Raw genomic sequence first — 23,016 nt, 5'->3', positions numbered from 1 at the left:
AAGGTTGCCATTGCCGGGTTTAATTGTTATGCTTGAAAACGGTTTTGAAACAAATTTTTTTGGCCAAGCCAAGACGACAGTCTGGCAGGATGGCTGTGGGTCTGGGCGTCTGATCAATTTTGTCGATTTCAGTTGTGAGAGTTAAACGGGCTGGTGATCTGCCGGAGTTAATTTAAGAGGAAGGGAGGTTGAAAAATGTCTAATGTCTGAGGCAAAAAAACGAGATAAAATTACCTTCTTCGGGCGCAGGTTCGGCGGGCTCGTGGTCGTTCTGCTCGCGCTTTACAGCCTGCTGGGATTTTTCTTGCTGCCGCATCTGATCGATGCACGTCTGGAAAAGGAATTTACCTTGCAACTGGATCGTTCAACGAAGATCGAAAAGGTAAAATTCAATCCTTTTACGTTATTGCTTGAGCTCGAGGGGTTGCAGATCGAGGCCCGGCAGGGGGAAATTCCGTTGGCCAGGTTTGAGCAACTCAGATTTGATCTGGCTGGTTTTCTGTCCTTGGCCAACCGGGCTCTGGTCATGGAAGAGGTGACGGTTGCGGGAGCCTTTCTGCGGATAGTCAGAAATCAGGATGCCAGTTATAATTTTGCCGATTTCCCCCTATTCTTCCAACCTTTGGCGCCGGAAAACGGAGCCAAAGACGTTTTCCATTTCTCCTTAAATAATATTAGGTTGAGTGGTGCGGCGATCGAATTCAGCGACGATTTTCATGGGGTTGTGCATCGGGCCGAGCAGATCAACCTCAATCTGCCGCGGATTTCCAACTTGCCGATTCATCTTGAAACCCATGTGGAGCCTACTTTCGCTGCGGTGGTTAACGGCACACCTTTCGTTTTGAGCGGCACCATCAAACCCTTCGCCGATTCGCTTGCAACCCGTTTTCAGATCGATATCGACAATCTTGATCTGCCGCATTATCTGGCTTATCTGCCGGGTTCCCGGAACTTCGTTTTGCATCAGGGGCGCTTGTCCAGCCGGCTGGAACTGATCTTCAATCAGTCTGAAAACCAGTCGGCCAGGCTCAGCCTGGAGGGCACGGTTATTTTGCAAGAACTCAGTTTGGGGGGGCTGGGAGAGAATCAAGACCAGCGCTTCTTTTTATTGCCGGAAGTCGTCGTCGGGATCGCGCCGGGAAACCTCCTGGCCGGGGAGATTTTTCTCGGGGAAGTGCGTTTTAAAGAACCGGAGCTGAATCTGTGCCTTCAGGCTAATGGCGAACTTCGGTTGCCTTCCTTACAGCTGGTTGATAAGGCTTCCGGCGCGGCGGGAGGTGGTGAGGGTTCCGTTGCACCGATGTCCGGCGGTGAATCTGCGGCTCCGGCTGCGGTGCGGACCCCGGAAACCGGCCGGCAAAATGACCGGGATAATAAATCTGTCCCGGTTTTTACTCTGGACCGACTGTGGATTGAACATGGTCGGGTTAACCTTCGGGATGAGCGGGTCAGCCCGGGTTTTACAGCCGTATTTAATGACCTTGACTTTTCTCTGCAGAATTTCGCCAGTGGATTGGAGCGGACCGCCAAGTATCACCTCAAGTTGACCAGTGGTGCCGGGGAAACCCTGGTGGCGGCTGGAGAACTGGACAGTGAACCACTGGCGCTCCGGCTTGATTTTGCCTGCGGCAATCTGTCGCCGGAGCGTTATCGGGCTTATTATCATGACTATTTTCGGGGGCATTTTGTCGACGGCCGGATTGATCTGGGCGGCGGCCTGTTTTTTTCGGCCGCGGAAAAGGAGTTGTCGCTCAATGACTTGGCCGTGCGCATGAAGGATCTGCAGCTGCGCGCGGAAGCCGGCCGTGAGGTTTTTGCTCTGCCGGAATTCGAACTTGCCGGAGGGCGGATTGATTTTCGGCAAAAAGCCGTCCGGATTGATTCGCTCAAGGCCGTCGGGGGAAAACTGGATTTGTTGCGGAATGGTGATGGCGAACTGGACTGGTCCGGGTTGCTGCCTCCGGTTACTTCCTCGGCGCCGACGGTCGCTGACGGTTCCCGGGCGACTGAGCCCTGGCAGGTTTATCTGGAAAAGGCCGGTCTGCATAAATTTACCGCTGTTTTCAAAGACCTGATGCCGGCCGCCGGGGCCACCTTGAAAGTCAAACAGCTGGATCTTGAGCTCGAAAAGGTCGGTTTTGGCGCGAAACCTTCCTCAGGCTTCGCCCGTCTGTTTCTGCAGCTGGGCGCAGGAGGGACTCTCAAAGCGCAGGGACCGCTGGTTCTCGATCCCCTCGGGGCTGAGTTAGATTTGCGGCTGGAGAATCTGGCGTTGTCTTCGCTGCAACCCTATCTGCAGGGATATTTTGATCTTTTGTTGACTCGGGGCGTGGCCGGGTTGAAAGGTCATCTGAGTTTACGACGGCTTGAGAGCGGTCCGGAAATCTCGTTCTCCGGCGGCGCCGGACTGCGCGATCTGCAAGCCCTTGCCGGTTCCCAGGCGCAGGAATTCGTTAAACTTGAAAAGTTGACTTGTGATGGCCTGAGCCTTAGGTCCCAGCCTTTGGCGGTGCAGCTGGAGCGGGTGTCGATTCAGGCTCTGAAGGCCAGCCTGGTCAAAGAGCCGGATGGCAGCAACTCTCTGGCGCTGGTTCTGCGATCGAAAAAGGCCGCCGCGAATCCCATGGTGGTTGAGGATGAGATACAGGAACAGAACCACGAAGCCTTGTTTAAGCTCAAAGAATTAGTCCTGACGGACAGCGCGTTATTTTACCTTGACCGTACTCTGGAACCGCACTATGAACTTGTCCTGGATGAATTAAACGGCAGGGTGCAGGGTTTGAATTCGCTGGAAGAAAAAGAGGCCACCGTGAATTTCAGCGGTCGCCTGAATCATCATTCCCCGCTTAAGATTACCGGCGAGCTTGATCCTCTGGGACGAGAGCTCTTCGCCGATCTGAAAATCAGCTGTCAGGATTTCGGCATGACCGAACTTACTCCTTATTCGGGCAGGTATCTCGGCCAGACCATCGGCAAGGGGAAACTGTCGCTTGATCTAGAAATCAAGCTTGAAGATCGTAACCTGTTCTCCAACAACCGGATTTTTCTGGATCAGTTTGCTTTCGGCGAGGCGGTGGAAAGCTCTCAGTCTCTGAATCTGCCGGTCACCCTGGCGGTCGCCCTGCTTCGTGATCGGCAGGGGGAAATTCATCTGCGGGTCCCGGTTCGCGGTGATCTGGATGACCCGAAATTCAGTTTGGGCGGGGTGGTTTTCAAGATTTTCGTCAATCTGGTGACCAAGGCGGTAACCTCCCCCTTTTCTTTGCTGGGGGCCCTGGTGGGGGATAGCGAGGAACTTAACCGGGTTGAATTTGCGCCCGGTCGCTTTGAACTTGACGAAATGGCCCGCAGTCGTCTAGACAAGCTGGCCGCGGTTCTTTTTCAGCGGCCCGCTCTCAAGGTTGAGATTCAAGGCCGGGCTGCGTCTGTAAGTGATCGTCAGGTTTTATCTGAGGAACGTTTTCAGCATCTGCTCAAAGCCGAAAAATTCAAGGAAAAAGGCGGCAGTGGAGGGGGCGCTTCAGAGCTCGCGGAGGTGGTGGTGACTGAATCCGAATTCGAGCATTATCTCTGGCGGGCCTACAAGACCGCTCCTTTCGTCAAGGAGAAGAATCTTCTGGGACTGGTCAAAAAGATTGAAGCGCTTCTGCAGGAAGCCCGACTGCGTGATTTTGTCAAGGTCAGTGATGCCGATCTGCTCTTGCTGGCGCAACATCGGGCGCGGGCGGTAATGTCGTATCTGGCGGAGCGGGGACCGGTTGAGAACCGCCGCCTTTTTCTGCTGGAACCGCAATTGCCGGCTGCGGAGGCGGAAACGGTTGCCGGTCGAGAGGTTGAGATTAAAATCAAATAGTTTTAGGGGAACGTTTAATTGCAGGATTCAGGGAGAAAATTTTCATGGAGATTCTCGAAGCCTATCGAAAGGCGGCGGCGGCGCGGCAGCAATTAGGGATTCCGCCGTTGCCCTTAAGCGCCGCAGAGGTGAAAGCGATAATTAAATGCTTGCCGGGCAGCTCTGACGGCGAACGGCGGGAAATGTATTATTGGTTGCGGGAACGAGTTAATCCCGGAGTTGATGAAGCGGCGGGAGTCAAGGCCGACTTCCTGGCCGAGGTCATCGCCGGACGGGCTCCAGATTGCGGCATTGACGCCGTCACAGCGGTGCAATGGCTGGGCATGATGCGCGGCGGTTACAATATCACGCCCCTGCTGGAGGCCCTCGAAGATGAACGAGCCGAGGTCGCGGCGGCGGCGATTTTCGCCCTGAAACATACCTTGCTGATCTATGACGCCTTTGCCTGGGTGGTCGAGAAATTCAAGCAATCTCACGCCGGCGCGGAGCAGCTGTTGCAGTCCTGGGCCCGAGCGGAGTGGTTTTATGCACGTCCGGCCCTGGCGGAGGAAATCAAACTGACCGTTTTCAAGGTTCCCGGCGAGACCAACACCGATGACCTGTCACCGGCTGCGGAAGCCGCCAGCCGCAGTGATATTCCCTTGCATGCCCTGGCCATGCTCGCCGCCCGCATGGAAAAGCCTCTGGCCCGCATGGCTGCACTGCGGGAACTAGGTTATCCGCTGGTTTACGTCGGTGATGTCGTCGGTACCGGCAGCAGCCGTAAATCAGCGATTAATTCATTGCAGTGGCATCTGGGGCACGATCTGCCCGGTGTACCCAACAAACGCGGCGGCGGCATTGTGATCGGCGGTATTATCGCGCCGATTTTTTTTAATACCGCCCAGGATTCCGGGGCTTTACCCATCGTGGCGCCGGTTACCGGACTGGCTGACGGCGATCTGATCAGTCTGCGTCCTGATGCCGGAGAAATTATTAAAAATGGTCGGGTGATCAGCCGTTTTTCCCTGCAGCCCAATACTCTGGCTGACGAATATCGGGCCGGAGGACGGATTCCGTTATTGCTGGGTCGGGAATTGACAGCCCGGGCGCGTCGGGTTCTCGGTTTGAACGTGGCTGATTTTTTTGCCCGCCCACTGACCCCGCCGCCGTCAACCGCCGGTTTTACCTTGGCGCAGAAGATTGTCGGTCGGGCCTGTGATTGTGAGGGGGTGCGACCGGGCAGCTATGTCGAACCCAAGGTAACCACGGTCGGCAGCCAGGATACGACCGGGCCGATGACCCGCGATGAGATCAAGGCACTGGCGGCGCTTAATTTTTCCGCCGACCTGGTCATGCAGTCGTTCTGTCATACCGCCGCCTACCCTCAGCCGGTCGATGTCGAAACGCAGCGCACCCTGCCGGTTTTTATCGAGGAACGGGCCGGGTTTTCCCTGAGACCCGGGGACGGGGTGATTCATTCCTGGCTTAACCGCCTGCTGTTGCCCGATACCCTGGGTACCGGGGCGGATTCGCATACCCGTTTTCCTCTGGGGCTTTCATTTCCCGCCGGTTCCGGATTGGTGGCTTTTGCCGCCGTGGCCGGGATGATGCCGCTGGATATGCCGGAGAGTGTTCTGGTTCGCTTTCACGGGCAATTACAGCCCGGCATCACTCTGCGCGATCTGGTTAATGCAATTCCGTTACGCGCCCTGGAAATGGGTTTGCTGACGGTGGCCAAGGAGAATAAAAGGAATATCTTTGCCGGGAGAATTCTGGAAATTCAAGGATTGGAAGAGCTTTCCTGCGAACAGGCTTTTGAACTTTCCGACGCTTCGGCCGAGCGCAGCGCCGCCGCCTGTACGGTGCAGCTCGGTCTTGAGCCGGTCAAAAAATTCCTGAACTCCAACGTGGCTTTGATTGAACGTCTGTTGGCCGAAGGTTACGGCGCGCCCGCCACCCTGGCCCGGCGGTCCCAGGCCATGCGGGAGTGGCTTGCGCATCCCCATCTGTTGCGGGGCGATGCCGACGCCGAATACGCGGCGGAGATTGATATCGATCTGGATTCGGTGCGGGAACCGATTCTGGCTTGCCCCAATGATCCCGACGATGTCGCCACGTTAAGTCAGGTGCTGGGACAGGCTCAGTGCCCGCGCGAGATTGACGAGGTTTTTATCGGCAGCTGCATGACCAATATCGGGCATTTCCGCGCGGCGGGTGAAATCCTGCGGCATGCCGGACAGGTGCCGGTGCGGTTGTGGCTGGCTCCGCCGACGCGCATGGATGCCGAAGCCCTGAGAAAAGAAGGCTACTATGCCATTTTCGGCAAGGCTGGCGCCCGGATTGAAATTCCCGGTTGCAGTCTCTGCATGGGTAACCAGGCTCGGGTTGCCGACGGTGCCGTGGTCTTTTCGACCTCAACCCGTAACTTCGACAATCGTCTGGGCAAGGACGCCAGGGTCTATCTGGGATCGGCCGAACTGGCGGCGGTGAGCGCTCTTTACGGCCGTCTTCCGACCCGGGAAGAATACCTTGGCGAGATGGCGCAAAAGCTCGGGCCTGACACGCGAAAACGAGTTTACCGCGATCTGGATTTTAGCCGGTTGCAGCTTAAAACTTGACAATCGTCCTGGTGCAATGGTAGAGAACCCGCTTCTCCAAAAAATGGAGGCGGCTTGCGAGGAGGAGGTTCTATGGCAGAACGCTTTAAAAAAATCCTGGTGGCGATTGATTTCTCTTCAGCGACGGACGATGTGGTCGCGGTCGCCTCCCGCTTTGCGGAAAATTATGGGGCTGAGCTTCAGCTTATCAACGTTCTTGAAGAAGGTTACGCCTTGTCAGGTCTTGACGGCATGAGTCTGCCTTTTGATGATCTGGCAACCATTCAGAGCTTTAACGATTCACGCCGGAGAGCTCTGCAAGATAAGCTGGCGGGGCTGATCGACAGCCTGCAAAAGCGTGGTTTTCAGGTCACGGGTCGGATCATCGAGGGCCATCCCGCCTCGATGATCGTCGATGAATCCGAACAGGGCGGGTTCGATGCGGTTTTTGTCGGTTCGCACGGCTGGTCCGGGATTAAAAAGTTTCTGATGGGTAGTGTCGCTGACAGCGTGGTTAAAAATTCCAGCTGTTCAGTGATGGTGGTACGTGGTCGTAAGCCTTTGGCAGAAGCCTCCACCGCTTCTGTTTGAGAGCGGTTATTTTTTAGATTTTTGGGTTCCGGTGCGGCCGGATCAGGATTATTGATTATGATTGAACGTTACTCACGTCCGGAAATGTGTCGAATCTGGAGTGAAGAAAATAAGTTCAGCAGCTGGCTTAAAGTGGAGCTGGCGGTGTGCGAGGTTTTTGCCGATAATGGCGAGATTCCAGCCGCGTCGTGGCAGGAAATCAAGGCGAAGGCGGCTTTTGATATTTCTCGAATCAACCAGATTGAAACCGAGGTTCGTCATGATGTCATCGCTTTTCTGACCTCGGTGGCCGAGCATGTCGGCCCGGCCTCGCGCTTTATTCATTTAGGGTTGACCTCGTCCGATGTCCTGGATACAGCCCTGGCCCTACAGCTGAAAGAGGCCGGGGAACTGCTGCTTGCAGGTCTGGCTAAAGTTATGGCAGCGCTCAGGAAAAGAGCCTTTGAATTCAAGGATTGTCCCATGATCGGGCGCTCGCACGGAATTCACGCTGAACCGATAACGGTTGGGCTCAAGTTTGCCATCTGGTATGATGAAATGCAGCGCCAGCGGCGCCGTCTGGAAGCGGCGCTCACTGATATCGCGGTCGGCAAGATTTCCGGCGCGGTCGGAACCTTCGCCAATATCGAGCCGGAAATTGAGGAAGCGGTCTGCCGGCGTCTGGGCTTGCAGCCGGCCCCGGCTTCAAGCCAGATCGTGCAGCGTGATCGACACGCCTTTTTCTTCACAACCTTGGCGCTGGTGGCCGCTTCAATTGAAAAATTTGCGACCGAGATTCGTCATCTGCAGAGAACCGAGGTCGGCGAGGCGGAGGAATTCTTTCATGCCGGGCAGAAGGGCTCGTCGGCCATGCCGCATAAACGCAATCCCGTGCTTTCCGAAAATCTTTGCGGGTTGGCCCGGCTGGTGCGGGCGCAGGCGCTGGCGGCGATGGAGAACGTTGCACTCTGGCACGAACGCGATATCAGTCATTCCTCGGTTGAACGGGTAATCGCCCCGGATGCGACGATCCTGCTTGATTTTATGCTTCATCGTTTTGCCGCGATGATGGAAAAACTAGTGGTTTATCCGGAACGGATGCTTCATAATCTTGAATTAACCGGCGGGACGATCTATTCACAGGGGATTCTTCTGGCCCTGGCCCGGGCCGGGGTGGTTCGTGAGGACGCTTACCGCTGGGTGCAGCGTAACGCCATGCAGGCCTTTAATGATGGTGGTTCCTTTAAGGAGTACCTGCTCAGGGATAAAGATATCGCGCTTTATCTGCAGCCCTCTGCAATAGAAGAAAGGTTCAGCCTGGAACATCAGTTGCGCCAGGTGGGAAAAATTTTTGCCCGGGTTTTCGAGGCTTAATGATAATTGTCGGGAAAGGGTATTGCGTCTATGGAACGGCGGGAAAAACTATATGAAGGCAAGGCCAAGATCATCTATGCGACGGATGATCCGGATAAGAATATTCTTTATTTCAAGGATGATGCGACGGCTTTTAACGGCGCCAAGAAGGGAACCATTCTTGACAAGGGTGTAATCAATAACCGGGTTTCAGCGAAACTGTTTACCCTGCTTGCCGAAAACGGCGTCCAGAGTCATTTTATCAGCCGGTTTTCCGATCGTGAAATGCTGGCGCGCAAGGTTGATATCGTTCCGGTGGAAGTTGTTATTCGTAATTATGTCGCCGGCAGCCTGGCGAAAAGAATGGGCCGGAAAGAGGGCGAGCGGCTGCCTCAGCCGATAGTGGAGTTTTACTATAAGGATGACGCCCTCAACGATCCCATGATCAACCGCGATCATATTTTGGTCTTTGGCCTGACTACCGCGGCGCAGATTGACCAGATTCGTGAGACCGCACTCAAGGTTAACCGCATTCTCAGTGATTATCTGCTGAGCCGGGATCTTCTGTTGGTGGATTTCAAACTTGAATTCGGTTCCTGGCAGGGCGGGATACTGCTGGCGGATGAGATTTGTCCCGATACCTGCAGGCTCTGGGACAAACATACCCTGGAAAAGCTTGATAAAGATCGTTTCCGCCAAGATCTGGGTAAGGTTGAGGAAGCTTATCTTGAGATTTCTCGCCGGGTTTGTGGTGATTTCTAGGGTATGGTGGCTTACAAACTGACGGTTGCTCTTGAATCCAGGAGTTATTCGATTCATATCGGTTCCGGGTTGATCAAGTCCGGCGGCGACAGCCTTTTGTTGCCGCGGCTGCGTGGTCACCAGGGTGTGGTGGTTACCAATGAAACCGTTGCCCCGCTTTATCTTAGTCAGGTGCAGGCATGGCTTGCGGATGCGGGTTACAAAAGCAGCGCGATTGTCTTGCCGGACGGTGAGGAGTATAAGAACCACGCCGTGCTTCTGCGTTTGTATCAGAATCTTTATGCCGCCGGTCTGCAGCGGAATGGTTTTATCTGCGCTTTGGGTGGAGGGGTGGTTGGTGATCTGGCTGGTTTTGCCGCCGCGACCTATATGCGGGGCCTTGATTTAATTCAGTTGCCGACCACCATCCTGGCTCAGGTTGACAGTTCTATCGGAGGTAAAAACGGTTTTAATCTGGAGGTCGGCAAGAATCTGATCGGAACAACCTATCAACCTCGAGTGGTTATTTCGGAGGTTGATTTTATCAAGAGCCTGCCCGAGCGCGAAGTCTTGTCCGGTTTGGGCGAGGTGGTCAAGTACGGCCTGCTGGCCGGCGATGATTTTATTTCCTTTCTGGAGATGAACCGCGCTGAAATCCTGGCCCGCAATCCACGCAGTCTGGCGATCATGGCCCATTTTTGCAGTCGCATAAAAGCCGATTACGTGGTTCGTGATGAATTCGATCTGCTTGGCGTGCGCGCGGCGCTCAATCTCGGACATACCGTCGGTCATGCTCTCGAGAAGATGTATGACTACCGGGGGATGGCGCACGGTGAGGCGGTGGCCGTCGGTTTGGTTTGCGCCTTGTCGCTTTCTTTCGCCATGAGGTTCCTGCCTGAAACTTCACTTTCCCGAGCTCTGCGCTTGGTTGAACTCTACGGTCTGCCGATGCAGATTCCGGAAGATGCGGATGTTGATGAACTGATTGCCTTGATGCGTCGAGACAAAAAGGCGGGAGAGACGCTTTCGATGATACTTCTGCACGGCCTTGGAGATCCTTATCTGGAGGACAAGGTCGATGTCGGCCTGTTGCGGGAACAGTTGCTCAGATGTAAAAAACCTGTAACTTATTCAGCGTAGTTGATTTCAGCCTGTATTGAGACGTGAAAAACAAGAAATCGGGGGGTCGTGTTCCCAGCGTTTCGGGTTGGTGAATAGTTACGAAACCCTTTTAAATCATTGAGTATATGATGGAAACTTCGAGTTCAAACGTATCTCTGCTGATTGCCTTTACGGCCGGTATTTTCTCTTTTGTTTCGCCTTGTGTTCTTCCCCTGATCCCTTCCTATCTGACTTATATCACCGGAATCTCTTTTGATGAGTTGGTCGATGATAACCGGAGTCGCGCGGTGCGCCAGCGGACAATCCTGCACTCTCTTTTTTTCATTCTCGGTTTTACTCTGATTTTTGTCTCCCTCGGGGCTTCGGCGACCTTTGTCGGGAGTTTCTTTCAGACCAATCAGGAGTTGATTCGCCGGGTTGGCGGAGTGATTGTTATTTTTCTCGGGATTCATATAACCGGGCTGGTCAAGTTGAGGTTGCTTGAGCGCGAAAAACGTTTTGAATTCAATGACAAGCCCTTGGGCTACTTGGGCTCGGTCCTGGTCGGTATCGCTTTTGCCGCAGGCTGGACGCCATGTATCGGGCCGATTCTGGCCAGTATTCTGTTGTATGCCGGGACTTCGGGAAATGTTGCCGGCGGGATTTTTCTGCTGGCGGCATATTCCTTGGGTTTAGGCCTGCCTTTTTTGGTTTCGGCGCTGGCTTTTAATAGTTTTCTTGCTTACTTTTCCCGTTTTAACCGTTACCTGCGGGTAGTCAGCCTGGTCAGCGGCATTTTTCTGATTGTCATTGGTCTGCTGCTCGTTTTCGACTATCTCTCCATCTTTTCCCGTTATCTTAACCTGTGGCTGCCTCAGACCGGTTAGCGGACGCAGAACCTTCGTCGCAGAGGGACCGAGAAAGTGCTTTTCGGGGATAGCTTCATTTTTTTAATGCACATAAGGGGTTATATGTAGCGATGAACAAAATTTTTATACCTCTGCTGGAAATGCTGGGTTTCTTTCTGGTTATCTGCGGCATCGCGCTGTGGCTGATTCATAATTCCTATTTTTGGGCAAGCCTCTTGATCGGGGTCGGCGGCGTGATGGTGCTGGTCGGCATGTGGATTGAAAAAAGGTATGTCGGCTACTATGAAGACTGAAGCCTGCGGAGAAAATCCTTGCAGAAAAATTGTAAACGGAACCGTCCCGGTTGCAGGCTTTGCCGTGATGGGGTCCGAAGGCTTTTACAGTAGATTGAAGAAGGAGCTCTGGGTTGGCGAAGATCAAACCTGCGGCGTTTATAACTGAAATCAGGAATAATATCGCTGAAAACGATGCCGTAAAAGCCGCCGTTGTTCTTTCTCATCTTGCCGAGATGGACTTGGAGGTGCAAAAACAGGCTCTTGAGCTCTTCCGGCTGAGTTCGGCTGAGTTCGCAATTCCTCTGCTGGCCCTGGTTCTTGATCGTTTCCCCTATCTGACGGATTCTTTACCCGAGTTCAAGGAGCTCCTGGTCGCCAGGATTCTCGAGGTTCCGGCAATCTACCTTGAGTTTCTTCAGGATTCTCGAGTAAATTGTCGCGGGTTTCTGATTGATCTGGCCGGGGAAATGGGGTTTGATGATGCTTATCAGGTTCTGATGGCTATGCTCGTCAACGAAAAGGATCACGATATTATCGAAAGGGTGGTCAGGGCTTTGGGTGATATCGGAGATGTGGGCGCGGTCTCCAACATTGCCGAGCTGCTCTACACCGAGGATGATGTTCTGGTGGAAACCGCCATTCAGGCTTTGGGACGTTTGGGCTCATCCACCGCGATGCAGCGTCTTGATGAAAAGCTGGGTCGGGAAAAAAGATTTGATTCAGCCATTCTCGAGGTTTTCTCTGCGGTGCAAAGCCGGGAGGCGCTTGAAAAACTCAATAAAACCCTGACTTCCCAGTACGCCCATATCCGCTCGGCGGGCAAGGAAAAACTGGTCGCGCTGGGGAGCAAGGTCGTGCCGCTGCTTTCTGAAAATCTGCGTTATAATGATCCCGATCTGCTTATTCACACGCTCAATGTTCTGGGTGAGATAGGGGATGAAGGGGCGATTGCCCCGATTCGTAAACTTCTTCATCAGCAGCCGCAGGATGCCAATGTTCGCTTTGCCGCTTACGAAACCCTTGGTCGTCTGCCCTTGACCAAAGGGGCGTACGCCCTGGCTTCAGGTCTGCATGATCCGGTTGCCAATGTGCGTTCGGCGGCGGCTGCCGCGATTGACCGAAACTATAATGAAATTCTTGCCGCCGGGCTTAAAAATATGGTCAGGCCCGGGGATCGGGAAGCCCAGGGACTTGTGCAAACGATTATCACGACGCAGAGCGGCAACATCTTTCTTGATCTTCTCGAACTTGATTTTTTCCGTGAGCAGGCCTTTCGCTACCTTACGCAAAAGGCTCATGCCGATACGCTGGAATTCTTTCGTAATGTCCTTCAAGCTAATGGCTATGTCAGTGAAGCGGAAGAACTCGGAAATGTTTCTCCTGGGATTGCCGCCGGCAAAACCGTAAAGAAGGTTGTGGCGATTGATGATTCCAAGATGATTTTGGGGATTTACCGAAGTATGCTTCATGTCCTTGGCTACGAGCCCTATGTCTTTATGGATCCGGAAAGCGCGGTGGTGGAAGTCTGCCGGCTCAAACCCGATGCCGTTCTGACCGATCTTAACATGCCAGGGATTACCGGGATTGAAGTGACCCGTCGTTTACGCCGAACGTTCAGCAAAAGTGAATTGCCGATCCTGATGGTGACCACGCAGAATGACAATCATGATAACGAGGCGGCAAAAGAGGCCGGGGTCAATGAAATTCTGCATAAACCGTTTACCCAGGAAAGTATCGGTGTGGCCCTGGCCCGTTATTTGGGTTGAAAAATCGCGGGGAATCTATTGTGCGAAAAAAGGAGGTGCTTACTCAGCGCCTCCTTTTTTTGTGCGAAGTCCAAGTTTAATTTTTCAGCTGATAGAAAATTGAGCGTAGATAACGTTTGGGTTCAAAGAGGCTGGTGATGCCGGTCAGGCTCTCCTGCGCTCCGATCATCAGGTAACCATCGGGAACCAGGGATGAGGCAATCTTTTCATAAAGTTTAACCTTGTCGGGCAGGGGGAAATAGATCGCCACATTGCGGCACAAGATGATGTCGAATTTGCCCAAGGCCGTAAATGGTTGCAAAAGGTTTAGCTTGCGAAAGGAAACCAGTGACCGCAGCTCATCCTTGATGCGCCATCCATTATCCACCGGGTTGAAATAAAGCCTGAGTTTCTCGGGGGGCAGGCCTCTTTCAATCTCGAACTGGTTATAAAGGCCGTAACTTGAACGTGAAATCGCCTCGTCGGAGATGTCGGTTCCGATAATGGAAATCCGGAATTTCCCGAGATCGTTGCCGAGCAGCTCGCGCAGGGTGATGGCAAGGCTGTAGACTTCCTGACCGAAAGAACAGGCAGCGCTCCAGATCCTGAGGCTTGGCGGAAGACCGGAACGGCCTGAACGCTTATCAATCAGGTCGGGGATGATTTTAAATTGCAGCAAATCAAAGGGCGATTTGTCGCGAAAAAAATAGGTTTCATTGGTGGTGATCGCGTCAATAATTTCCTGCTCGATTTTTTTCAGGCGGTCGCCGCGGGCTTGGTTATAAAGCTCGGTAAAGCTGTTGCAGGAGAATTTTTTCAGCAGAGGAGCGAGCCTGGTTTCGATCAGGTAGCTTTGATTGGAGGCCAGGTTGATACCGCAGATATCGTACACATATTTGCAGTAGATCTGAAATTCCTGGGTAGAGACTTTTATCATGTCGGTTATGGTTTTCCCGGTTTTTTGTAATGACTATCTGGGACTGTAAGCCGTCTGAAATTGATGATGTTTTTCCTGCTTTATTAATTTATCTGGGGGCATCAAGGTTTGCTGAGGGTTTTCATGATTTCGGCGGCGATGAGGTCAAGCGGCAGAGAAATGTCGACAATCCCGGCGTTGACCGCTTCCCTCGGCATTCCATAAACCACGCAGCTTTCCTCGTCCTGAGCGATTACCGGGGCTCCATGTCGTTTGATCAGACGTAACCCGTTACAGCCGTCACTGCCCATGCCGGTCATGATTACGCCGGTGACCCGTTCCCGATAAAGGCTGGCGACGGAACGAAAGAGGTAGTCGGCCGAAGGCTTGCAGTTGTTTTCCGGCGCATCGTCGGTGAGCCGGATTTTTCCGTGGGGGCCGCTGGCATCGGCTACGATTTTCATCTGCTTGCCGCCCGGGGCTATGTAGACGACATCATTTTTCAGGGTTTCTCCATCTTCACCTTCCTTGACCTGAAGCGAGCATTTGTGGTCAAGGCTGGCAGCCAGAGACTTCGTGAAAAGGGGCGGCATGTGTTGCACGATGACGATCGGAGCCCCGATCGGGGCGGTCAGCATCGGCAGCATTCGGGTTAAAGCGTTAGGGCCTCCGGTAGAGATGCCGATCGCGATAATGCTTGATGGCAAAAGGCGCCGTGGGGGGAGGGGAGCGGTCTTTTGCGGCCATGGCTGCCGGCTGGTTTCGGGCATGGTTGTCGGAGTTTCATCTTTTCCCCGATCCGGTTGCGGCGTTCGGTTCAGGCTTTTTCTGAAAGCCTGGCGGCGGGCGTAGGCCTTGATTTTGGGAGGCAGGTTTTCCTTGATGAAAGCCTGGTTTTCGGCCAGACTGCTGCCTTCAGGTTTGGGAATGAAGTCAAAAGCTCCGAGCTCCAGGGATTTCATGGTCAGCTCCCCGCCTTTGCGAGTCAGGCTGCTGAGCATGATGACGCCGGTGGAAAGGCGATGTTCACGCAGATATTCTAGAACTTCAAGCCCGTTGCAGACCGGCATCTCAATGTCGAGGGTCAGCAGGTCAGGCTTTAGACTTTCGATTCGGGAAATTGCGGTTTTGCCGTTGTTGGCCGTACCAATCACTTCAATATCTGCTTCGTTCTTAAGGATGTCTCCAATAACCTTGCGGTAAAGAATGGTGTCATCGACGATGAGAACCTTGATGGGCATTTTGTCTCCATACCTGGTTTTTCAGTGGGTGCTAGTCAAGTTTCTTTTCGGCCTGGTTGACGATTCCTTCGAGGTCGAGAATCGCGATCAGCTGTTCATCGTCGCGAAAGACCCCGGTGATAAATCTTCCCTGATGGCTGCGGACGTTGGCCGGTGCCGGCCCCAAGGCTTCTCTGTCGATATGGATGACGTCATTGATTCGATCAACCATCAGGCCGAAGGGTTCATTCTGGAATTCGACGATAATAATGCGGCGGCCGGCGGTTTCCATTTTCGTAGGCAGATTGAGCTTGATGGCGAGATCGACGATGGTGACGATTTTACCGCGCAGGTTGATAATTCCGGTAATCTCTTCGGGCGCTTTGTAAACCCGGGTGATCTCCGGAACCTTAATGATTTCCTGGACCAGCATAGTATCGAGCCCAAAAAGCGCATCGGCTAGTTGAAAGGAACATAATTGCAGGGTTGTATCAGCCATTTTCAGGGTTCTCCGGATTCAGTCTAGGGATGCAGGTCGCAAAAGGTCGCGCCTCTGGGTTTGCGGGACTCGGCTTTGTTTTAGAGGATGTTTTCGTCAATGCTGGCCAGTAGTTTTTCCTTGTCCAGCTTGATCTGGTAGTCATCTATGCCGACCTCTTTGCCTCTGGCCTGATGTTCGTCCGCCGCCAGGGAGGTGACCGCGATAATCTTGAGGTGGTCAAAACGACTATCATCGCGGATGCGTCGACAGAGCTCAAATCCATCCATATTGGGCATTTCTATGTCGGTGATGATCAGTGAGACCTCTTCCGGATTTGCCTGAAGCCAGTTCCAGGCGATCAAACCATCGGCGGCCGTGACGCACTGGCGCTCTTCATCCTCGATATATTTCTGTAACTGTGAACGAAAGAAATCAGAATCTTCAACCAGTAAAATTCGTTTTATAGCGGGGGCGGATTTTGATTGGTGCCCGGATTCAGCCTGTCGCCGAACTTCCTGATGGCGTTTTTCTTTTTTCAGCAGCCGTTTGAACCAGTCCGGCTTCAGGGTTTCGACCAGCTCGTAAATATCGATGATCAGCGTGGCCTGCTCCTTGATGATGGCCGAGCCCATGATTCCCGTGGCCCGCAGGGTATCGTGGTCGATGGCCGCCCGGATTTCAACCGTATCCACCGGTTGCGACGCCAGCAGGCCGATTTCACGTTCGGCGACGGTAAAGACAATTACCACCAGATCCATTTCGGCATCAAGCTGCTTGACTTTTGCGACATCATTTAAGGTGAAGAGCGGGAGACTGCCCCCGCGATACTTGATGACCTTCTGGCCGCTCTTGATTTCGATGTCTTTGAAGTCGATTTGTTCAACCCTTTCCACGATGTCGAGCGGAACCGCGCAGGGTTCTTCGGGCCCGTTGCCAAAGAGCAGTAAGGCCTGGCGATCCTTGTCGTGGCTGCCCTGGGCGTTTTCGGCCAATTCCTGAGCCCGCTGGCTGCCGGCCATGGAAGTCAGCTCCGCCATTCTGGCGATACCGGCGACATCAAGAATCAAAGCCACGCGGCCGTCTCCCATGATGGTGGCGCCGGCGTAGCTGGTCAGGTGCTTGAGGTGGCGGTCGAGAGGTTTGACGACGATTTCGATAGAGTCGTGCAGCTCATCAACCACCAGACCGTATTTAAAGGAACCGGCGGAGACCACGACAATGTTGAGATCGCTTCCGGCCCTGTAGCGACGGTCCTGACCGGAGCGCATATGAGGTTGGTCTTTGGGTCCGGGATGTATGGTTTCCCCCTCCAGGGAGCTGGCCTTCGAACGCCGGTCGGCGATAAGTTTTCTGCGATCGGTGATTTCTTCTGCCGTGACCGGGTTAAGTATTCGGGATTCGATACCGAGCACAGCGGCCAGACGGATCAACGGAATCAGTTCCCCGCGCAAAGGCATGACCTCTGAATCGCCGACTCTTTCGATTCTCTCCTTCACCTGGGCGGCTCCGATGCGGACTAACTCGCTGACATTGACCTGAGGTACGGCAAAGCGTTCATGGCCAACGGTAACCAACAGGCTCGGGATAATAGCCAGCGTCAACGGCAGCTTAATCCGGATGGTTGTGCTCCGGCCTGGTTCCGAGTCAATCTCAATCTGTCCGCCCAGTTGACTGATGTTTGATTTAACGACATCCATGCCGACCCCGCGTCCGGAAACATCGGTTATTTTCTCGGCGGTGGAAAGGCTTGGAAGCAGAATCAGAGACATCTTCTCTTTGCGGGACATCGATTTATGCTGCTCGGGCGTAATCATTCCTTTTTCGAGGGCCTTGTTGGCAATCTTTTCCGCATCGAGCCCGCTGCCGTCATCGGTAATTTCAAGATTGACCTGGCCGGCCTCATGATAGGCTTTCAGTTCAATCCTGCCGGCTCTGGGTTTGCCGAGGGCGGCTCGGACTTCCGGTTTTTCAATGCCATGGTCAGCTGAGTTCCTGATCAGGTGGGTTAAGGGATCATTAAGCCCTTCGACAATGGTTTTGTCGAGTTCAACCTCTTTGCCGGTGATTAACAGGTTGATCTCTTTGCCGAGTTTCTGGGCGATATCACGGACCACGCGTGGGAATTTGTTGAGAATACTGCCGATCGGCTGCATGCGGGTCATCATGATGGCTTCCTGCAGTTCGGAAGTGACCAGATTGATGCGCTGCCCGGAAAGTTTGATTCCGTGCTGATCCTGCTGATTGATGGCCTGAAGTAACTGGTTGCGGGAGAGCACCATTTCGCCGGCCAGGGTCATAAGGCTTTCGAGAAGGGCCACATTGACCCGCAGACTTGAAGTGGTTTCATTCTTAGTCTGAGCGGCGTTTTCCCGAGAATTTTCGGACGCAGGGGGCACTTTTGAGATCGCATCAGGTTCGCTGCGCCGGACCGCATTTGCCGGCGCAGGGGGTTCGGTCAGCGTGCCGCGGGATGGCGCCGGAGGCGCTGTGGGAAGTTTTGGCGTTGCCGTCGACGTCAGAGGGCTGGCTTGGGCTGCGCTTGGTGGGCCTGGTTTCTCTGTCGGTATCTTGAGGCTGGGTTTAATTTCCATGCCGTCATTGCCGATCAGAAGAACCTTGTTTTCAGGCAGCTCGAGGAAGTCCGGCGCGACCACCGGTTCGATGATTGTACTGATGAGCATGTAAAAAGGAATGCTATTGATGGGAGCGTCGTCAAGGGTTCCGACCTGTTCGATGTCGATCAGGCTTTCGATGATGGTGCCCAGGTTCATGGCGTTTTTGATGATTTCCATCGGGGTTTTGCCATGCTGGTAAACATCGTGAATCAGGTCGTATTCCAGCAGATAAAGGGTCTGGGCATTTTTTTTCGCCTGAGCCAGGTCGATTTCGGGAACTTCAAAGATCAGCGTGCCGTCGCTCTTGCGGATCGGGATCAGGTTGGAGAGGCTTTGTTGTTGACCCGGAGCCAGATGCTCCGTCGTCAGGTTGATCAGAGCCGCGATGAATGCATCGACGTTTTCCTCGTTGCTGGTGGTCGAATTGTTAATCAGATCACGCAGTTTATCAAATGCATTCAGCAGGATGTTGATGGTTTCCGGATTTGGGACGATCTCCCGGTTACGCATCATGTCGAGAACGTTCTCAATCTTATGCGCCAGTTCCTTGATGGTCTCCAGAGCCAGGAAACCAGCGCCGCCTTTCAGGGAATGAGCCGCCCGGAAAACCCGGTTGACAACCTCTTCATCGATATCGGCACCGCCTTCTTCAAGGGTCAGAAGATCTTGTTCGATATCGGCAAGATGTTCAAGGCTTTCGCTGATATATTCCTGTAAGGTTTCATCGTCGATAAAATTTGAAATTGACATGGGGTTCCTCAACGTCGGTTAATGGGGCTCCGGGCTTCTGGCCGGTCTCAGACAATGGTCAAAATACGGTCGAGACGCATGATCTGGAAAATCTCTCTAAGATTTTCGCTGACATTGCTTAACTGCAATGAGCCGCCATTTATTTTGAGGGTATTATAGGTGGCCACCAGACAGCCGATCCCCATCGAATCGATGATCAGCGTGTTTTTAAAGTCAATGTTAAAGGAGCGATTGCCGGCGTCTATCTTCTCGCGCAGGATTGCCCTGAGATCATTCAGGGTTTCACTGGTCAAGTCGCCGGACAGTAAGATTGTGACCTGGTCATCTTGCTGGTTGACTTTCATGGTTGGTTCTCCAAACTTGCCTTCGTGAAAATTGTGGGAAATAAATAGCTGTTTGAGCTTGTCAGGAGGCTTCGGAAAATTCTTTTACCTTCGTAGAGGTTCATTACAATATTTCAGGCCTGATTACAAGCGGATTGGCTGCAAAACGGATCTTTTTTGTTTTTCACGCTGAGCCTTAGAACCTTTAGCAAATTGTTATCGGTTTGAAAAACAATCTCGCCGGTTGCGGAATGCGGGGCCCGAACCCGCATTCGTAAGCGATCATCCCTTGAAGACTTTTACAGGGCTTTGGGTGATTTGTCGACTTGGGAGTACGGAGATTTACTAAAGGCTTGACAATGAGTGGTGATTTACAGTAGGGATTTGCATCTTTCAGGCCTTTGCTTTCGAGGTCTTGGACTCTCGGGAACATGGGGCAAGCTCTTTTTATCTGTTAACTTCAATTAGATTGCAGGCAAGGAATAGAGCAATGAAGCCATATACAAGTGAAAATTTGAGGAATGTCGCAATTATCGCTCATGGTGGTGCCGGTAAGACCTCTTTGGCTGAGGCCATGCTGTTTAACAGTGGCAGCACGGCTCGTCTGGGGAGTGTTGATAATGGTACGTCGGTGCTTGATTCCGAACCGGAGGAAATAAAACGGAAAATAACCCTGAGCAGCGCCGTTCATCATCTGGATTGGCAGCGTTGCCATGTCAATGTTATCGATACGCCCGGTTATGCCAATTTTATCGTCGATACCAAGGCTTGCCTGAGAATCTCAGGCGGGGCGGTGGTGATTGTCAGCGCGATTTCCGGAGTCAAGGTGCAGACTGAGGCGGTGTGGAAATACGCGGACGAATTTGAGGTTCCACGCGTGGTTTTTATCAATAAGCTGGATCGTGAGCGGGCCGATTTTGCTCGGGCCGTGGGCGAAATGGAAGCGGTTTTCAAATGCCACCCTTTGGTTCTGCAGCTGCCTCTCGGCAAGGAAGAAGAATTTGTCGGCGTGGTTGATCTGGTTACCATGAAGGCTTTGCGTTACAGTAACGATCAAAGCGGTAAATATACGGTTGAGGAAATCCCTGAGCATCTTCGGCAATCGGCCGAAGCGGCGCGTGAAGAGATGATAGAACGGGCCGTTGAAGCCGATGATGAGCTTATGGAAAAATATCTCGGAGGGGAAGAAATAAAAGAAGAAGATATCCGTCGAGCAACTCACGAAGGTGCCATGACGGGTAAATTCGTTCCGGTGGTCTGTGGCTCGGCGATGAAGAATATCGGTGTCCAGCCGCTGCTGGATTTGATTTGCAGCTGTCTGCCTTCTCCTCTGGAACGGCCGACCCAGATCGCGGAGAATCTGGTCAGCGGATCCGCCGAGGATCTGGTGCCGAGTCCTGAGGCTCCTTTCGTCGCCCTGGTTTTTAAAACCATCGTCGATCCCTTTACCGGGCAGTTGTCTGTTTTCAGGGTTTACAGTGGAACCCTGGCGTCCGATTCGAGCTGTCTCAACAGTACGCATGATCGTCGGGAACGTATTGGACAGCTGCTTAAACTTGAGGGCAATAAACAGGTTCCGATCGAAAAATGTATTCCCGGTGATATCGTCGCGGTGGCCAAATTGAAGGAAACTTCAACCTGGGATACCTTGTGCAGCGAAAAATTCCCGCTGCGCCTGAAAGGACTGGCCCTCCCGGCCCCAGTGATTTCTTTTTCCCTACGGCCGAAAAGTAAGGGCGATGAAGGAAAACTGGGCAGCGCCCTGCAACGGCTGATGGCTGAGGACCCCACGATTCATCTCGAACGTAACGACCAGACGAAAGAGCTCGTAATCTCCGGAATGGGTCAGGTTCACATTGAGGTGACGGTTGACCGCATCAAGCGTAAATTCGGGGTTGACGTGGAACTGGATGCTCCCAGGGTTCCCTATAAGGAAACCATTCGCGGCACGGTTTCGCTGCAGGGTCGCCATAAAAAACAGTCCGGTGGTCGGGGACAGTTCGGCGATGTCTGGCTTAAGATTGAACCCTTGCCCAAAGGGGGAGGATTTGAGTTTTCCAACGATATCGTCGGGGGCGTGGTCCCGCGGCAGTATATTCCGGCGGTTGAAAAAGGGGTGCAGGAGGCTATGGCCGGAGGGGTGCTGGCCGGTTATCCGGTGGTTGACGTCAAGGTTTCTCTTTATGACGGATCCTACCATACGGTTGATTCCTCGGAGATGGCCTTTAAGATCGCCGGGTCTATGGCCTTTAAAAAAGGGGTGGCCGAGGCCAAACCGGTTCTACTGGAGCCTATCATGCTGATGGAGATCAATGTTCCCAATGAATACATGGGGGATATCATCGGTGATCTGAACAGCCGCCGGGGTAAGGTCAATGGGGTGGAACCCATGGCCAACAGCCAGCTGATCAAAGCCCAGGTGCCGATGTCGGAGGTTTTGAAATATGCCCCGGATCTGCGTTCCATGACCGGCGGGCGGGGGATGTTCACCATGGAATTCTCTCATTATGAAGAACTGCCTAGTCATCTGACGGCTAAGATTGTCGAGGAAGCCAAACATCTTAAGGAAGAGCACTGATCGTGAATCGAGATGGTAAAAAGTAAAAAAAAGCAACAGGCCGCAAGAGGTTTGGACCACTGGCTGGAGAATCTTCTGCGTTTTGAAATCGTGGTGGTTCTTTTTGTCTTGATCGGCCTTTATTATTTTCTTTCGTTTTCTCCGGTGCGAATGCCGAAAAAGCCGATTCGCAGTCCGCAGATGGCCTTGGCCGCGCTGCCGACAATAAATCAGGGTGTGAAGCCTTCGCCCATGCCTGGGCCTGACGGGTCGGTTGCGGTGCCGGTCGATTCCCGGGTTGATTTGAAGGCTCAAACGGAAGTCGAGTCGCCTGTCCTTCCAGCTAGCTCGGCGCTGGAGCCGGCGGCGCCAAAAACGGAAACCGGGGTTGGGGCGGTTTCGGAAGCCAGGTCTGGGCTGGCAAGCGTCATGACGGTTGACTCCGCGGTTCCAATTGTCGTGGATCAGGATCCTGTCGAAGCCGGTTGCCCGGTGTTGCCGAAGGTCGAGGTTGCGGCCGGGACAAAGACTCCACCGGCGCCGCCGGCCGCCTCCACCACGCCTTCGTCGGTCTCTTTGCCGGCAGGCGATGGCGTTCCGGAGCGGCCGCTCCAGGTCATTGAAGCCGGCAGTTATGTTTTGCCAGAATCTGCGGATAAAGCCCGATCTGAGCTTGAAAAACTCGGTTTTACAGTGAGAAGCTTCAGGCGGAAATGTCAGACCCCGATGACGAGAATTTATCTGGGCCCGTTTGGCGAGCGGCAGCAGGCGCTCCGGATGATGGCGGCGGCCCGCAAGCTTGGAGACAACCCTTTTCTTGAAATGGAAAAAGGGACCTATCTGGTGGTCGTCGGTTCATTTTATCTGCAGAGCAGTGTGGTGGCTTGGGAAAATATGTATCATGACGCCGGATTAAATCCCCAGGTCCGCAAGGAAAATTTGATGTTGCCGCAGACCGTCCTGGCGCTTGACCCTCTTCGGTCTCAAGACGATTTGCCGAAGGTTCTTGATCGGATCAGGGCTGCCGGCTTTAATGATGCCCGACTGGTTTCCTCCCCGTAACTGTAG

At 53.4% G+C, this 23,016-nt stretch carries 16 protein-coding genes; 11 read left to right on the top strand and 5 right to left on the bottom strand.

The genetic code is table 11. From position 1 onward, the window contains the following. Positions 1–202 precede the first annotated feature (202 nt). The 9 genes from ENN66_11680 to ENN66_11640 all read left to right on the top strand — a co-directional run bounded on the left by ENN66_11680 (position 203) and on the right by ENN66_11640 (position 13,107). On the top strand, positions 203–3,853 hold the full coding sequence (locus ENN66_11680; GenBank protein HDS17242.1) for a DUF748 domain-containing protein: 3,651 nt from the start codon (positions 203–205) through the stop codon (positions 3,851–3,853). 44 nt (positions 3,854–3,897) lie between these two features. Beyond that, the gene (gene acnB, locus ENN66_11675) at positions 3,898–6,453 is read left to right on the top strand and encodes a bifunctional aconitate hydratase 2/2-methylisocitrate dehydratase (GenBank protein HDS17241.1); all 2,556 of its coding nucleotides are present in this window, start codon (positions 3,898–3,900) and stop codon (positions 6,451–6,453) included. Positions 6,454–6,525: 72 nt separating this feature from the next. After that, positions 6,526–7,023 carry a universal stress protein gene (locus tag ENN66_11670; GenBank protein ID HDS17240.1) on the top strand — a complete coding sequence of 166 codons (498 nt, stop codon included), beginning with the start codon at positions 6,526–6,528 and terminating at the stop codon, positions 7,021–7,023. A gap of 57 nt (positions 7,024–7,080) precedes the next feature. Continuing rightward, positions 7,081–8,376 carry an adenylosuccinate lyase gene (locus ENN66_11665; GenBank protein HDS17239.1) on the top strand — a complete coding sequence of 432 codons (1,296 nt, stop codon included), beginning with the start codon at positions 7,081–7,083 and terminating at the stop codon, positions 8,374–8,376. A 30-nt stretch (positions 8,377–8,406) separates the two neighbouring features. Then, positions 8,407–9,117: a phosphoribosylaminoimidazolesuccinocarboxamide synthase gene (locus ENN66_11660; protein ID HDS17238.1), complete on the top strand. Its 711-nt coding sequence runs from the start codon at positions 8,407–8,409 to the stop codon at positions 9,115–9,117. A gap of 3 nt (positions 9,118–9,120) precedes the next feature. Continuing rightward, positions 9,121–10,236: a 3-dehydroquinate synthase gene (gene aroB / locus ENN66_11655; protein ID HDS17237.1), complete on the top strand. Its 1,116-nt coding sequence runs from the start codon at positions 9,121–9,123 to the stop codon at positions 10,234–10,236. 110 nt (positions 10,237–10,346) lie between these two features. Then, positions 10,347–11,084 carry a cytochrome c biogenesis protein CcdA gene (locus ENN66_11650; GenBank protein HDS17236.1) on the top strand — a complete coding sequence of 246 codons (738 nt, stop codon included), beginning with the start codon at positions 10,347–10,349 and terminating at the stop codon, positions 11,082–11,084. Positions 11,085–11,176: 92 nt separating this feature from the next. Then, positions 11,177–11,359 carry a hypothetical protein gene (locus ENN66_11645; protein HDS17235.1) on the top strand — a complete coding sequence of 61 codons (183 nt, stop codon included), beginning with the start codon at positions 11,177–11,179 and terminating at the stop codon, positions 11,357–11,359. 113 nt (positions 11,360–11,472) lie between these two features. After that, entirely contained in the window at positions 11,473–13,107 is a 1,635-nt protein-coding gene (locus ENN66_11640) for a response regulator (protein ID HDS17234.1), read from the top strand. Between the two features lie 76 nt (positions 13,108–13,183). On the opposite strand, the gene ENN66_11635 is transcribed toward ENN66_11640, so the two are convergent. The 5 genes from ENN66_11635 to ENN66_11615 form a co-directional block, all read right to left on the bottom strand. Next, complete coding sequence (locus ENN66_11635; protein ID HDS17233.1) at positions 13,184–14,023, bottom strand: protein-glutamate O-methyltransferase CheR; 840 nt, start codon at positions 14,021–14,023, stop codon at positions 13,184–13,186. Between the two features lie 101 nt (positions 14,024–14,124). Further along, positions 14,125–15,243 carry a chemotaxis response regulator protein-glutamate methylesterase gene (locus ENN66_11630; protein ID HDS17232.1) on the bottom strand — a complete coding sequence of 373 codons (1,119 nt, stop codon included), beginning with the start codon at positions 15,241–15,243 and terminating at the stop codon, positions 14,125–14,127. Positions 15,244–15,274: 31 nt separating this feature from the next. Then, positions 15,275–15,721 carry a chemotaxis protein CheW gene (locus ENN66_11625; protein ID HDS17231.1) on the bottom strand — a complete coding sequence of 149 codons (447 nt, stop codon included), beginning with the start codon at positions 15,719–15,721 and terminating at the stop codon, positions 15,275–15,277. Positions 15,722–15,801: 80 nt separating this feature from the next. Beyond that, complete coding sequence (locus tag ENN66_11620; protein ID HDS17230.1) at positions 15,802–19,068, bottom strand: response regulator; 3,267 nt, start codon at positions 19,066–19,068, stop codon at positions 15,802–15,804. A gap of 47 nt (positions 19,069–19,115) precedes the next feature. Beyond that, on the bottom strand, positions 19,116–19,412 hold the full coding sequence (locus ENN66_11615; GenBank protein HDS17229.1) for an anti-sigma factor antagonist: 297 nt from the start codon (positions 19,410–19,412) through the stop codon (positions 19,116–19,118). A gap of 469 nt (positions 19,413–19,881) precedes the next feature. On the opposite strand from ENN66_11615, the gene fusA reads away from it, so the two are divergent. Both fusA and ENN66_11605 read left to right on the top strand, forming a co-directional pair. Further along, positions 19,882–21,969, top strand: a complete 2,088-nt coding sequence (gene fusA / locus ENN66_11610) for an elongation factor G (GenBank protein HDS17228.1) — start codon at positions 19,882–19,884, stop codon at positions 21,967–21,969. Positions 21,970–21,981: 12 nt separating this feature from the next. After that, a complete protein-coding gene (locus ENN66_11605) occupies positions 21,982–23,010 on the top strand; it encodes an SPOR domain-containing protein (GenBank protein HDS17227.1) in 1,029 nt (342 codons plus the stop codon). The last annotated feature ends 6 nt before the right edge of the window (positions 23,011–23,016 follow it).

It is taken from the genome of Pseudomonadota bacterium, from assembly GCA_011049115.1.
Classification (GTDB): Bacteria; Desulfobacterota; Anaeroferrophillalia; order Anaeroferrophillales; family Tharpellaceae; genus DSCM01.
This window is presented reverse-complemented; position numbering and strand designations above follow the sequence as displayed.